8 protein-coding genes and 1 pseudogene are annotated in these 14667 nt (G+C 30.0%); 7 read left to right on the top strand and 2 right to left on the bottom strand.

Annotated features, from left to right (window positions below; genetic code table 11):
- Together dptG and dptH are read left to right on the top strand one after the other, a co-directional pair.
- On the top strand, positions 1-1383 hold the full coding sequence (gene dptG / locus ABEY15_RS09920) for a DNA phosphorothioation-dependent restriction protein DptG (protein ID WP_429889888.1): 1383 nt from the start codon (positions 1-3) through the stop codon (positions 1381-1383).
- Positions 1364-6511 (top strand): DNA phosphorothioation-dependent restriction protein DptH, encoded by a 5148-nt coding sequence (gene dptH / locus ABEY15_RS09915; protein WP_429889886.1) that lies wholly within the window; start codon positions 1364-1366, stop codon positions 6509-6511. Before dptG ends, dptH begins: the two co-directional genes overlap by 20 nt.
- 195 nt (positions 6512-6706) lie before the next feature.
- Here the strand turns inward: dptH and ABEY15_RS09910 are convergent.
- A pseudogene (locus ABEY15_RS09910) lies at positions 6707-7516 on the bottom strand (MutH/Sau3AI family endonuclease); the annotation flags it as partial.
- A 348-nt stretch (positions 7517-7864) separates the two neighbouring features.
- On the opposite strand from ABEY15_RS09910, the gene dcm reads away from it, so the two are divergent.
- The 5 genes from dcm (at position 7865) to ABEY15_RS09885 (ending at position 13282) form a co-directional block, all read left to right on the top strand.
- Positions 7865-9310: a DNA (cytosine-5-)-methyltransferase gene (dcm, locus tag ABEY15_RS09905; protein WP_429889885.1), complete on the top strand. Its 1446-nt coding sequence runs from the start codon at positions 7865-7867 to the stop codon at positions 9308-9310.
- Positions 9311-9647: 337 nt separating this feature from the next.
- Complete coding sequence (locus ABEY15_RS09900; protein WP_429889883.1) at positions 9648-10244, top strand: hypothetical protein; 597 nt, start codon at positions 9648-9650, stop codon at positions 10242-10244.
- Positions 10245-10294: 50 nt separating this feature from the next.
- Positions 10295-10933 carry a hypothetical protein gene (locus ABEY15_RS09895; protein ID WP_429889882.1) on the top strand — a complete coding sequence of 213 codons (639 nt, stop codon included), beginning with the start codon at positions 10295-10297 and terminating at the stop codon, positions 10931-10933.
- A 136-nt stretch (positions 10934-11069) separates the two neighbouring features.
- Entirely contained in the window at positions 11070-12770 is a 1701-nt protein-coding gene (locus ABEY15_RS09890) for a hypothetical protein (protein WP_429889881.1), read from the top strand.
- A 14-nt stretch (positions 12771-12784) separates the two neighbouring features.
- Positions 12785-13282, top strand: a complete 498-nt coding sequence (locus ABEY15_RS09885; RefSeq protein WP_429889880.1) for a hypothetical protein — start codon at positions 12785-12787, stop codon at positions 13280-13282.
- 524 nt (positions 13283-13806) lie between these two features.
- Here the strand turns inward: ABEY15_RS09885 and ABEY15_RS09880 are convergent.
- A complete protein-coding gene (locus tag ABEY15_RS09880; protein ID WP_429889879.1) occupies positions 13807-14286 on the bottom strand; it encodes a hypothetical protein in 480 nt (159 codons plus the stop codon).
- Between the last annotated feature and the right edge of the window lie 381 nt (positions 14287-14667).

The following is a 14667-nucleotide window of genomic DNA, read 5'->3' as shown; positions in this document are numbered from 1 at the left end:
ATGGACTTTAATCAGAACGCAATTCAGCTAAGAAATTACTTAGGTGTTAAACCTGAAAAAAAGGGGTTAACACATAATATTAATAAATTTGCTCCATTTTTTCCTTTCCCAACAAGGAACCCTGAAAGAGCTAAATTTGCTAGAGGATTTGAAGGTGTTGTAGGAGAGTTTAGTCGATTATTAAGTAATCAAAGTATAAATGACAAATTAGATTTAGATGAAGTAGTAAATAAAATATCTGAAAAAGTTGAAATAAACTCTGAAGATAAACCTTATTTTAAAAGCTTAATAAAGCATTATTTACTTGATCAGAACTCTTCAATGAAGATATTTCATCCATATATCTTTAAATATCTGCAAAAAACTGATGGAGACGAAGGAAAAGGTGAATCAGAAATTGCACTTTTTTTAAGAGACATATACTCGCGAGAAAATGAGAAGATAAAAGCCCTTTTTGAAAAAACAGAATCGGAACACGTAATGGCAAAATTGATCTTAGAAAATTTGGATTACCTAGAGGATAAAGAAAAAATATCTAAATATACTGGGAAATTAGAGCATATTTCCAATGTGTTTTATGAGGATTTTCTATTTATCACAAAGCATACAGAATATTTTACTGAGCATTTTGAATTATTCCTAGCTTATTATTATTTCTTTTATATTACACAACTGTCCTTAAAGCTTAGTCAACGCCAAAATGCAAATTATTCCGAAGTAAATGAGCTGTTTTATACACTTGATTGGGAAGGTACAAATAAAAGTAGAAGCTCGCAAATTAAAGGATATAATCTTATAAAAGAATCTGCTAAAAACCTGCTAGTTCATAGTAATACTCTCGAGCAAATTAATATTATACAAGGAACTAAAGGTCTTTCATATCCTGAATTAATCAATAATTTTGAAAGTCTATCAATTTCAGATAAAACTGAGTTAGAAAACGAAATTACAAATTGGATTAAGGAATATGCTGATTTAATGGAAATAGAATTAGTTGAGAACTATTCAATAGAATACGTTAGTCTGATTTTCAAATTGTTTGCAATGATAGAAGAAGTGCATACAAAAATTCAAACTAAACAAGGTACGAAAAGCAGGTACTCTTTATCAGTAGAACAAATTGGTAAGAAGTACTTTCTAAAATCAAGAGGTTCATTTGGATATATGCTTAATATGTCTCAGGATTTACTATTACTTTTAAGTGCAGTAGTAATTAAAGATCATAAAAAGTCTTTAAAAGACGTGTTTAAGGGTCTAGAAGATAGAGGTGTTTATTTTGATAGATACTCAAAAGAAGCAATTGTAGAGCTATTTGATAAATTAAATCTTTTAGATAAAAAAAGTGATAGTGGAGATGCTCAATATGTTAAACCAATTTTATAATTACTTATCAGAAAAAATTATAAGCTTCTTAAAAACAGAAACCTTTAAAGGTGGGGAAAGATACTATCTTCAATTTGATGATGAAAAACAAGTTGAAGAGATTTATAGCGTTTTAAAAGAAAGTGAACATGCTGAAGAATTTGTTTATAAGCACGAGTTAGGTTCCGCTTATTCTACCTTTTGCTTAGTAATTAAGAATATTCGAGTAGTCATTGCTGCTACAATTGATAATGTAACACCTGATTTTCTTGTAACTTTAAGGAATAATGTTGGGGAACAAAAAGGTGACTGGAGTAATACTGCACTTCTTAGCATTTGTCATGAAACATTGGACAGTATTAGAGGTGGTAGTAGTGATTTACAAAAGGAAGGCATGCCTTTACATGTAAAAACGATTACCAAAAATTTGAAAAAGGAAATAGAAAAATCTAACCTTTCAAAATCTGAGCAGGAAGTAGCACTATTTTTCTTAAATGAAAAATTAGAGGATATGATTCTTCAGCCGAACATTTTTGATTTTGCAGAAGTATTAGGATTACTATCTCAAGGATCTTTAAAAAGAGAGGATTTCCACAACCTAGGTCTATTTTATGATGAAAATATAGAGCAATTTACTCCTTCACAAATTCGCAAAAGACTTGCGGAAAATCATGAATTCTATGAAAAAATTCTGCATTTTCACGAGTATGAAAATTTAGACCAACAATTAGAGAAGCTTTTCGATGAAAAAGGTGTTACAAGATTAAAAAAAGATGATTGGAAAAATGAAACATTCCGGTTTGTAAAAGAATCAAATGAAAATGCAACAATACCGAAAAAAGCCTTAACTTATATAGAGAATACTCAGGCTAAAATTAATAAAAACTTGATATATTGGGATAGACCAATTCAAGAAACAAAAGCAGGATTAAGAAAACGTCATATTATTATTTTTAATGAAAATAAAAGTGACGTTATTAATATCGATTTTGAATTTGACCAAAGACTGAAAAAAGAATTTATCCACCCTAAGAGCAGGGATTTATGTACAGTTTCTGGAAATTTTTTAAAATTAGAGCTTAAGCCTAAAGTAGGTGCTGTTAGTTTTGAAAAGGTAACCTATGTTCATCAAAATGATTCAAAATCAAAGTTTGAGTTTTTCATTGCTATTGTAGAATGTAATCCAGAAGTATTAAAGGGTATTCAAACCTTCTATGAAATAAATATAAAGGATAAACAAATTGTCCTTAATAATAAAGGTGAAACAATTCGATTTGGAGCAACAGGAAGTTCAGTTTCCGAAAAGATTTTAGACGAAGATGATTTAGTTGTTACTTTAGATTCTATTGATGAAGGTCTAGAGATATCTTCATTATCTCCTGCTTGGGATGATGGAATTTTAACATTTAAATTATGGTATCAAAATGTAGAAATTCCATTTTTTGCAATGGATTTATCTATGAAATCACCTCCAGTCCTCGGAAAAAGGATTTGGAAATTAAAAAGAGAGTATCAAGCTCACTTTAAGTATTTAAACAATAAGCTGCAACAGGGTACTAGAGAATATTACCCTAGAGAAATGTTTAAAGAATTTTTAGAGTTAGAGAATTTATGGATTAACGATCAATTTAAATATGCAAAGAAATCAATTAATGGTATTGAAAAACTAGAATTGGAAATATCCGAAAATTTATCTAATTCTTATTTTGAACTAATAAAATATTATAAGAACAATGAATTATTACCAAGCTTGGCATATATGGATACAGAGTTAATGAGACTATCTAAAATTTATTTAGAGTCATTTAACGATGAAATCATGTCTATTAAAGAAAATTATATTTTAAATAATAGTCAGCTTTCATTAATGAAATTAGGAACAATTCAAGAGAACAATCAAATTTATTTAACTCCATTGCATCCATTAAATGTAGCTTATCAGGTAGTTATAAATGAAGAAATAAATAATGAAGAAATTGAATCGCAAATTTTAGATCGTTTGCACCCATATAACTTATTACCTTATATATATGGTGAAAATAATTCGATTTATAGACCAGTTACAAATAAAGACGCATGGGAATGGACAACTTATCAATCTATTAAGAAGGTTACTGTTGGTCAATCTAATGAATTTTTATCAAAGGTTATCGAAGAAAAGATCTCACAGTTTATTGAACATTTTAACTATCTATTTATTGAGGGTTCCAATTCTCCATTAAAAGTAAATGTTATTCAAATTACAAATGATGAAGAGGTTTTAAAAGGCTTTATTAACTTCATTAAGAATCAAATAGAAAAGAACGGGCCACACCAGTTAATTCCAATTGAAGTAGCTTTATACAATGATGACGACTATATCAGTTCATTTGAACAATTTTCATTATATGATGATATAAATAAAATTGAAGAAATGCTAGGCTTTAAATTGGAAGTCCAAAATTTAGACCCGGTTGATTTATTAAGAATCATTAGAGAAAAAATACATTACTATAAGATCAATTCTGGTGAGGATTATCAATTTTCACATATTTCTTTTATCAAAATGGATTCTAGTGATTATGTTGCTAAGGATAATATGGATGAAATTGAAACGGGAGCTTCATTAAGTGGATTGTTGTCTTCAATCACATCAGTTAAAGGTAGAAAGGAATATCGAACAGGATTCGGCACACAAAATATTGCTGATAATGTAAATGACTTACTTTTAACTGCAAAAAACCTAAATGAATTAGCTTCGAATTTAGAAATAGGTGGGGCTAATCCATATACAAAAAATAAAAGTATCGTTACAATTTCATCTGCAATAAATGAAGAAAAACTAAATAAACTGTATGAGTCATCCTATTGGGTTACATTTATTGATCCAAATGTTGGATTAGAATTCTTCCAACGTTCAAAAAGTGACTTACTTGTAATTCACTATAGTGATCAATTTAACTCATCAAATCAATATGTGGCTATTACAGTTACTGACAAAGCAAATCAGTATAGAAATGTAATTAATCAATATCTTCTAGAGCATAATGTACATTCTAGTGATGAAAATATTGATAAAGCAATAAGAGCATTTAATACCATTAATGGTGAATGGCTATTAAGAGTAATTGGAAGCAAAGGGCATTTCTCAAGAGAAAAAATAAGTATTATCTCTGCCTTAAAATATTCACTTAGCTTTTTTGACCATCCAAACATTACTTGGGTTCCTATATCGTTAGAAGAGGTGTTAAGGGTTTCAGGTGCAGTTAAATTAAACAAAAGTGAAGGGGTTTTTTCTGCAAAAAATCTGGGCGTTAGAGGAAGTCATAGTGATGATTTATTATTAGTTGGTATGGAAGTAACTGATAATGAAGAAATATTTATGCATTATTATCCAATCGAAGTTAAAATTGGAATAAATCAAGATTCAGTCATTACTAAGGCAAAAGAACAAATTAGAAAAACAAAATTCTTATTCGATAAAGAGCTTCGTAAAGTAAACGCAGATGGAAAAGTTAATTTTAAGAACAAATTTTTTAGAAACTTCTTTATTCAACTTTTCCTGGCAAATGTACAAAAGTTTCAATTGAATGAAATTTGGCCAGAGAAATCATTTGATATTGTAGAAAAATATAAATCAAAATTATTAAATGATGATTATGAAATTGGAAATCATTTAAATCGTTACATAGGGAAAGGTCTTGTACTTTCCTTTAGAAAAGAAGTTACTTGGCGTTCAGCTAAGATGGATGAAGATGTTCTAGTTTTAGAGCTGACGGAAGAAGATGGTTATACTGGTGTTATAGAGGATGTTGAAGTACTAAAGGATAGAATCCAATTAGGTAATACCGACATTCAAAAAACAATGTTACTGGCAAACACCTATACACATCCTGAAATAATAGATTTATCGGTTGAACCCAAAGTTAATCCAATTGTAGATATTGACTCAATTGATGATCCTCCTATCATCGATCCAATATCACCAATTAATGTAAATGATTTTGATGTTGATAACACCCAAGTGAAAGAAGTAGTTGTTTTAAAAAATGTTAGAGTATTACTTGGAAATATTGAGGGCTCTAATAAGGATATATATTGGGAGTATGGTCATCCAAAACTTGCAAACCGACACATACTAATTTCTGGAAAATCTGGTCAAGGGAAATCTTATTTCATACAATGTATGTTGGTGGAATTAAGCTCCCAAAACATTTCAAGTATTATCTTTGATTACACTGATGGTTTTAAAAAATCTAAGTTAGAACCAGAATTTAAAGAGGCAATGGGAGATAAAGTTGAACAAATTCTGGTTGCGCGTGATAAATTCCCTATTAATCCATTTAAAAGAAATATTAAAGAATTAGATGAAAATGAATACATTGATGAAGATTTCGTAGATGTTGCTGAAAGAATGAAAAATGTTTTGGCTTCTATTTATAAAGATTTAGGTATTCAACAACAAAATGCAATTTATCAAGCGATTATTCGTGGAATGAATGAAATTGGCGATAAGATGAATCTAGAAAAGCTTCGAGAAAAGTTAGAAGAGGATGCATCTGGACCAGCTAAAACTGCATTATCACAATTGAATCCAATGATAGATAAAAATCCATTTAATAGTACTGTTGAACAAGATTGGTCTAAACTAGAAAAAGAACCTGGTAAAGTGTATATTATTCAACTTTCAGGCTTTACCCGAGACGTTCAATTGATGATTACTGAATTTATTTTATGGGATTTATGGTATTACAAACTTCAGCATGGATCACAAAATATCCCATTACCAGTAATTTTAGATGAAGCACAAAATCTTGATCATAGTGAAAAATCACCAAGTGCAAAGATACTAACTGAAGGAAGAAAGTTTGGCTGGTCAGGATGGTATGCAACACAATTCTTAAAAGGCCAACTGTCATCAGATGAAATATCAAGACTTCAAATGTCGAGTCATAAGATTTATTTTGCACCACCAGATGCTGAGATAAGTAGTATAGCTTCAGTACTTTCACATGATGCAAATTCAAGAAAAGAGTGGGAAAAAACTTTATCCTCACTACAAAAGGGTCAATGTATTTCATATGGTCCAATGTTAGTGGAGGATGGTAGTTTAAAACAATTCCAACCTGTTGTTATTAATATTGCATCATTAAATGATAGAATAAATTAAAAAAAGAGGAGATTTAATCTCCTCTTTTTGCTATTTTTCACATCATTGTAATATTTATCAGAAAAATAATTAGCTAAATGATTTATAATAAAATAAATCAAAGTAACCAATAATTGTTTATTTAATTAAGAAGAACTTAATTTATTGTTGATAAATTCCTTACCAATCATAAAGCATGTTTAAGTAACATCTTTTTCAAAAAAAATCTTCATAGGATTTATCTCCCTTTTTGCCTCTTGGGGCAATTTCAAGCACTTGGCCATCAAATGAATTTGGATAAGGTAATAAACTTATATCATGCCTAAAAATAGCATTACGGACCATTTCATAACTTTTTCCTAACTTATCAATATCTTCGTCAGAAAATGAAATTTTCCTAACATCATTCAAAACTCGATATCCATTTTTCTTTCCTTTACCTTCATAGCATATAAGGATGAAGGTAACTTCTTCAAAATAACTTTTCCAAACAGAATTCTCCCAAGGTTCATTGAATTCTGAAAGGACAATATTACGAAATGTTAAACGTTCTAATAGACTATAATTATTATCTATTGGAATATTTTTAATTACATATGTGGTTTTAGTAAAAAGATCATTTTTGCTAGAAAGTTCATCATCTTTACCTATAATTTTATCTGATATCATTTTTCCTATACTTTTTGGTATGTTACCTTCAACATGTTTACCATTTAATTTTTCTAAAATTTGAATTTGACTTAAATTAAAATAAGGTGACATTTCATTTTTAATATAATCTTTAACACTTAAAATATTTGGAAAAGTTTTTGCAACAGCATTTCTGCCATTTCTAAGTACACCAGTTAGATAACTGTTTTTTAATGAAAAAGCTCTAGGCTTTGCCATTATAATTTTATGATAATCAATCATACTTAAAGAAATTCTTTTTTTAGCTCTAATTGATCCATTTTTATTTGCTTCAAATCCTGAAATTTTTAATTCTATCCAATGAGAAACAAAATCAGCCTTATTGTCATTATTTAATTCGTATTCATAAAACCCCGTTTCAACTACCTTTCCTAATGCTCCTTTATCATTTTTTTTATTTAATCAATTAAACTTATCTAATTCCCCAAATGTTTTTCCAATTATGTCATTAGTATAAGAAGTTCTGTTTTAAAATTTATTAAATTCCCTCTTATAAATATTTATTGAAAGTAATGCGCATTTTTTTAGAAAATATTTCAAGTTAATAATATCAATAAAATCTATGTTATAATGTCTTTTTATTAAATTAAATAATATTTATAAATAAATTATTTGATCTTTTATTTCTGTTGTTGTATAATAGAAACAAAATAGTATATACGTTCGGTTTTTATTGGAGGAGTTATGAAAAAAACAGTAATTGAACTATTTGCAGGTGTAGGTGGATTTCATGCTGGACTAAAAAAAGCTGGTGATTGGGATGTTGTTTGGGCAAATCAATGGGAACCAGGTAAAAAAGTACAGCATGCATATAATTGTTATGTTAGTCATTTTCCAGAAGTGAATGCACAAAATATTGATATTGCAAAGGTGAATTTGGATCCTGAAAACTTTCCCATTCCACAACACAATTTACTTGTGGGTGGATTTCCCTGCCAGGATTATTCAGTTGCATCAACTGGTGCAAAAGGGATTGAAGGAAAAAAAGGAGTACTTTGGTGGGAAATTCGAAATATTTTAGAAAGACATCGACCACCATTTGTATTGTTAGAGAATGTTGATAGACTATTAAAATCACCAACTAAAAAACGTGGACGAGATTTTGCGGTTATGTTAGCATGTTTTCGTGATTTAGGATACAGTGTGGAATGGCGAGTAATTAATGCTGCTGATTATGAATTTGCACAACGCAGGAGAAGGGTCTTTATTTTTGCCTTTCATAAAGATACAAATTACCATAAAGAGCAGGAAAAGTATAATTTATTTGAAATGAATAATTATATAACTGAAAATGGATTTTTCTCAAAAGAATTTCCTATCGCGGAAATAAAGGAAAGTAAACAAATTTCCCTTGAAAAAGACATTCAAACTATTTCTGATTCATATGATAAAGGTTTTTTTGAAGCTGGAATAATGATAGGAGATCAAGTAGTTACCGAAAAATTTCAACCTATGGAATTTAAACCTCAACCATTAAGTGAGATATTAGTATCAGATGTTGGTGAAGAATATTACTTGGGTGAGAATCTAGATAAATGGAAATATTTGAAAGGTTCTAAAGAACAGCCTAGAAGAACAAAAGAAGGGTTTGAATATATGTTTAGAGAAGGCAGTATTGCCTTCCCTGATCCGATTAATAAACCTGCAAGAACAATATTAACTAGTGAATCAAGTAAAAATAGAAGTACACATGTTATAGAGGATCCTCAAACAAAAAGATTGAGATTACTAACTCCAATTGAATGTGAACGACTAAATGGTTTTGAATCAGATTGGACAAACACAGGTATGCCGGAAAAATTCCGCTATTTTTGTATGGGAAATGCTCTAGTTGTAGGCTTGATTGAAAAAATGGGTAAAACTTTAAATGAAATTTTTGCTAATGAAAATGAGAATGAAGAATTAACCAATGAGTTATCAAATCGATTAAAAGATGAAAAGATAATCCAAAATGCAAAAGTAGAAGCTAATTTAATTATTCAAAATGCTCTAATTGAAGCTGAAAGAATTATTCAAGATGCTATTGAAAAAGCAAATAAAATAAACAAATCTGTTGGTGTTGAAATTGAAGAGAATAATCATGAGGATAAATCGGATAAATCTTTTCGAAAAGGTGTAGTGAAAATATAAAATTTTATTTGATTAAAAGGTATACTCTAGAAGAGCGGATTTAAAAAAATGCTTTTTTGAATTAAAATTAGAATTTTGCACAACAAGGGAATATCGAGTTATATAACATCTTTTAGTTTTTATGTAATATTCATTTGAATTTCTGTTTTAATTTATAACCTACTCAATTTTTTGAGTAGGTTTTTGTATTCAGCTCTAAAAAGTAATAAAAACAATAATCCCCCAAATAGAACCAATACTTTCATTTACCCACTCAATTTTCTGACCATCCCATCAGTTAAGATTAATCCAGATTCAATCAAACCCTAATCTAAAAGAAACTGAAGGAGGATTTCATATGAAAAAAATCACTTACCTATTATTAGCACTTCTAATTACTCTACAAGCCGGCTGTTCATCAAACAACCAAGCAAAGCAAACAACAAAAGATCCAAAGACAAAAGAAGAATCAGTAGCAGTCGATAAAGGCTTATTCAACGTAAAACTTACATTACCAGCTTCAATGTTCGGGGGAGATGACATAAATAAAGTCATTGCCGATGCAGAAAAAGAAGGAATCAAAGTAACAAAAAACACCGACGGATCACTAACCTACAAAATGTCTAAATCTCAACACAAGAAAATGATGAAAGGTATAAGAGAGGAAATCATTAAAACTGTCAATGAAACAAAACAAAGTAAAGATTTTGCCTCACTAAAGGATATTACTTACAATAACGACTTTTCAGAGTTTACATTGATTGTAGACAAATCAGCATATGAAAATAGCATGGATGGACTCGCCGCATTTACATTTGGGATGTCCGGTATGATGTATCAACTATATAACGGTGTAGATCCGAATGAGTATAAAGTTACCATTTTAGTAAAAGATCAAGCTACTCAAAAAGAAATCGATAAAATCGTTTACCCAGATTCGCTTAAAGATAAATAACTCGAAAAATTCATCAGATTAACAAAAAAATTAAAAGTGAGGTAAAAAAAATGAACAGAAAATATTCAAAGGTAGTAAGTTTATTAGGAACAACTTTATTAACAATTTCGTTATTATCAGCATGTGGGCAAGACACAAAAGATGTGACTGTAAAAGAAGACTCTCCAAAAAAAGAAGAAGTAAAAACAACTAAGAAAGTAGAAAAACCAAAACAATCCAAACTTGGTTCAAGAACGAATCCAGTTCCATTTAAGAAAACTGCTACTGTTGATGACGAATTATATAATGACAATGGAGATTCATTTCCAATTAAGTTTGACTTAACAGTAGAAGACGTGGTGCGCGGAGATGCTGCCTACGCTAAATTAAAAAGCATGAACGAATTTAATGATCCTGCGCCAGAAGGTTATGAATGGATTTTAACTAAAGTAAAAGTTAAATTTGTAGAATCAAAGACTGAAGATTTAGCTTTTATGATTGATGGAATCATGAATTTTAACGTTGTTAGTGAAAGTGGAGATATATACAGTGGCAATATTTTTGGAACAACAAACCCAGAATTTAGCTTCGAAATGTATGTAGGCAATGAAAAAGAAGGATACATCGCAAAATTAGTAAAAAAAGGCGAAAAAGCACAACTAAGATATGAGGAATTAGTCGGAGGCCAAGTATTCTTTAATCTACAATAATTCCCAAATTAAACCAAAAATGTTCTATCATAAGAACAAAAAAATATACTAATTAAGAAATGTGTACAGTCAAATCTGTACACTTTTTTTTTTATGTTATCCAATTACCATCAACAACCCAAAAGGAGCTATGCCAATGCCAAACAAACCAATGATCGAGCTAGAACAAACTCCAGATCCAAAAAAGGGAGGAGTCCCAGTTCTAAGCTACAACGTACCAGAACCAACATCCTATACAGGAAAAAACTTCATCGAATTAGACTTCATTCCAAAAGGAAAAAATCCAACTGATTATTTTAAACCAGACTGTTTCAAGTCAGAAGCAAATTACGAAAACCAAGAATTCAGCAAACTGAAATCAATGGATCAAACAGCATTAAAAGACAAAATTGCAACTGAATTCAAATCAGGTATTGGTAACTCGATTCTAACAAACGCCAAGCTTAATTCAGGTTTTCTTAAATTAGCTGAAAGTCCTACAAAGGCTTTATCAATAGAAAGTAATTTATCATTGTCAAATGGGATTCAGAGTATAAGTCCTGATGAAGTAGCAACTCAAATAAAAAGTGGATTGAAGTTAAATGTATATAGAAATATGTTTGGTGATCTAGCCCATAACTATATTCCAGCGAAACCAAAAGTTATTAGACCAAGAATTGTTTTAGTTGAAACTTATAAATTGTCATCCTTTTTAGGTGCATATGGAGCGGGAAGAACAATTAAGACATTTTCTCTTTTACCTGGTGAGAAAACGAAAATAAGTGTTAAAACATATCACAAAACTGAAACTTCATCGAAACAAGCTTCAAGTATTCTTGACTCGTTTACAAGTGAAAGCTCGTCAGATTTTGAAAATGCTGTTTCAAGTGAAAACTCTACTAAACAGAATGAATCCGAAAGCTTTGAATACCATGCAGAAGCAGAGGCTGAGGCATCTTGGGGATGGGGAAGTGCAAAAGTTAGTGGAGGTGTGAAAGGTGGTTCAAACTCCTCCAGGGAAGAGTTCTCAAAAAATCTTCAAAATGCTACTTCAAAGCATGCTGCAAAAGCTTCTTCAAAAAGAGATGTTCAAATCAATACAAGTACAGAAGTAAAGGAATCCACTGGTGAAGAAACTGAAATTGTAAGAGAAATTGAAAATATCAATGTAAGTAGAACATTAAATTTTGTATTTCGCCAAATGAATCAGGAATTTATTACAATTCAACATTTGGTTGATCTTAGACTTGCATTTTTTAACGGTGAAAGTAAATCCAAAACAGAGTTTACTTTACCTGAACTTGATAATTTGATTGATCAATTTATTGTCGATGATGCTTCAAAGAGAAAAGAAGTTAAGGATGCGATATTAAACCAGCTTTTATTTATTAAGGATTATCAAGATAACCAACCTACTGCATTAGATGAAGATGGGAATAGCACAGGTAAAGCGTTTATTCAACAAAAGTATTTACTCGACTTCGATAACAAACCGGTTAATCCTTACTATCAGTTTTCTAAATCCTTATATTCCTTATATAAAGATCAAACCGGACGAGAAATTTTAGTACAAGGTATTATTATTTCAGTAAAGAAACATGTGATGAGAACAGAAGGGGTAATAGTAGATTCAATTTTAGGTCAAGGTGATGCGCTTGATACGTATTCACATGGGTTACAAGATGAGGAAATACGTACGAAAAAGCTTGCGAATGACTTAAAAGAAAAAGAGATTGAGAAATATGAAATTGCAAAATCAATTTTAGATAAATCGGAAATAGAAAAAGGTACTATTTTTAGTCAGCTCTATCCAAATCCTAGCTGCTGCTGTTGTGATAAAGAGTCTCCAGATAAGTGAGGGCCAGGTAAAGTATGGATAAAAAAGATAAGATTTTAACCAAAAAGGCACTTGGTGACAGCAGTAAGATTGCTAGTCTAAAGGCTTCTTATGCAGAAGATCCTCAGGCAAAGAAAAAAACATACGACGCAGAAGCTTTATTGATTGTTTATCCTGACTATAAAATTGACACTGAAATAGATTATGTTGGTAAAATTGGCGGACTAGGTCATGCAGGAGTACTATTAATATCCCAAAGTGGAAACACAAGATATTACGAGTATGGTAGATATCCAACAACAGATGGCACAAGAGGGATAGTAAGAAAAGTTACTGTTCCAAATGCGTACATCGGCAGTAACGGACTAGCAACGGATGATTCGTTAATCAGAATACTAGCAACTCTATCATCAAAGTCTGGCCAAAATGGAAAAATTGAAGCCGCGTATTTTAAAAACTTAAATTTTGAAGATATGGACAGCTTTGCGATGACTAAATTGAAAGAATCCAATACCGAATACAAAGAATACTAGAAAGATAGGGAGCCATACGCTTTAACTTCCAATAACTGTGGTACATTTGCCGAAAGTGTCATTTTAAAAGGTGGTAAAATATCAAAACCTACTATTATTAACCCATCACCAACAAATATCGTTGATGAATATTGGGAGGAAGGCTATGAAAAAGTAACCTATGTACCTAAAGAAAAGAAGTTGGTAATAAATTAGCATAACTGGGGAAAAACATGATGCATTATTAGAACTTGCAGAAACGTTTGTTGAGTTTAAAACAAGTGTTGGATTCATTAAATCATCTATCATAAGATGAGTAAATAAAAAATGGTATGGAAGAGAGTCATTTTATAGTGGACATTGAAAAGATCCGTGCAATTTAAATATGCGAAGGCTTTCTCGATAACCGAGGAAGCCTTCGCTATTTTTTTTGATTTATTAGAGTGATTGTGATTAGGCTGTAGGTGAGCTTGCTGCTCATTGTTTAAGTATAACAATAGGAGATTATGCATCAGATCCAAATTTTTATTTTTTCATCACTCAGTCTAATCAGTTGACTTAATTTCAACCCAAACTATTTCTTTTGATACAATACTATATACTACTTTGAAGATTATTTTCTGATTTTTATCATAGTAACTATGATACTTAAGTTCTTGTCCTCTATCTTCCCAAGCTTCATTGTAATTATTCTTAAGTAATTCAGTAATATCACTGATATATTTTAAATTAGATTTACCATTTATAATTACCTTGTTTTCACTATAAAAGCCAAATAAATAATTTACTTGATTTTTTTTATTTATATCGATTACTAAATTTTCAAAGCAATATTTTGCATTCTCTTCTGAAAATCGATTACTTTTAACATACCCACTTAGATCTACATCGTTGATATTATCATATATTTTTATATTATTTATTGTAATCGAGTTTAAAGATGTGCTTTTTAGATTTTTTTCACTAGTACATCCCAACAAAATCAAGATACTACTTAGAGATATAAATATAAATAACTTTTTCATTTTCCACCTCGATAATATGCCTTTCACATGAGGTATAACTAGGAGAATCCACCTTAACCTTCCCACTGAGATTTTATATAGAGATAATGATCACTTCAGGCTAACTTTCAATAAATCTAAAAAAAATTTCTCAATTAGTATCTCTATAAAATAATATTAACAGAGTGTAATCTATATTTTTTACTAAAATATTACAAAAATATGAAAAATTTACCGTTTTTATAAAATGCAAATAAACGAAAGACCTACTCGATTTTTGATTAGAGTTATTAAATTTAGTAAATACTTCCTGAACAAATCTGGTTAATTTTTACTGAAATAACAGGATTTTCTATGTTAAAATTATAAATAGATTAAGATAAATGTGAAATACGCCTTGTT

The sequence above is a fragment of the Gottfriedia acidiceleris genome (assembly GCF_050457485.1).
GTDB classification, from domain to species: domain Bacteria; phylum Bacillota; class Bacilli; order Bacillales; family Bacillaceae_G; genus Gottfriedia; species Gottfriedia acidiceleris_D.
The sequence above is the reverse complement of the archived record's forward strand: the minus strand, read 5'-3'. Positions and strand labels throughout refer to the sequence as shown.

Excerpts from the sequence above, each read along its gene's own strand:
- dptG (WP_429889888.1), top strand. The coding sequence starts at position 1 with ATGGACTTTAATCAGAACGCAATTCAGCTAAGAAATTACTTAGGTGTT.
- dptH (WP_429889886.1), top strand. The coding sequence starts at position 1,364 with ATGTTAAACCAATTTTATAATTACTTATCAGAAAAAATTATAAGCTTC.
- dcm (WP_429889885.1), top strand. The coding sequence starts at position 7,865 with ATGAAAAAAACAGTAATTGAACTATTTGCAGGTGTAGGTGGATTTCAT.
- ABEY15_RS09900 (WP_429889883.1), top strand. The coding sequence starts at position 9,648 with ATGAAAAAAATCACTTACCTATTATTAGCACTTCTAATTACTCTACAA.
- ABEY15_RS09895 (WP_429889882.1), top strand. The coding sequence starts at position 10,295 with ATGAACAGAAAATATTCAAAGGTAGTAAGTTTATTAGGAACAACTTTA.
- ABEY15_RS09890 (WP_429889881.1), top strand. The coding sequence starts at position 11,070 with ATGCCAAACAAACCAATGATCGAGCTAGAACAAACTCCAGATCCAAAA.
- ABEY15_RS09885 (WP_429889880.1), top strand. The coding sequence starts at position 12,785 with ATGGATAAAAAAGATAAGATTTTAACCAAAAAGGCACTTGGTGACAGC.
- ABEY15_RS09880 (WP_429889879.1), bottom strand. The coding sequence starts at position 14,286 with ATGAAAAAGTTATTTATATTTATATCTCTAAGTAGTATCTTGATTTTG.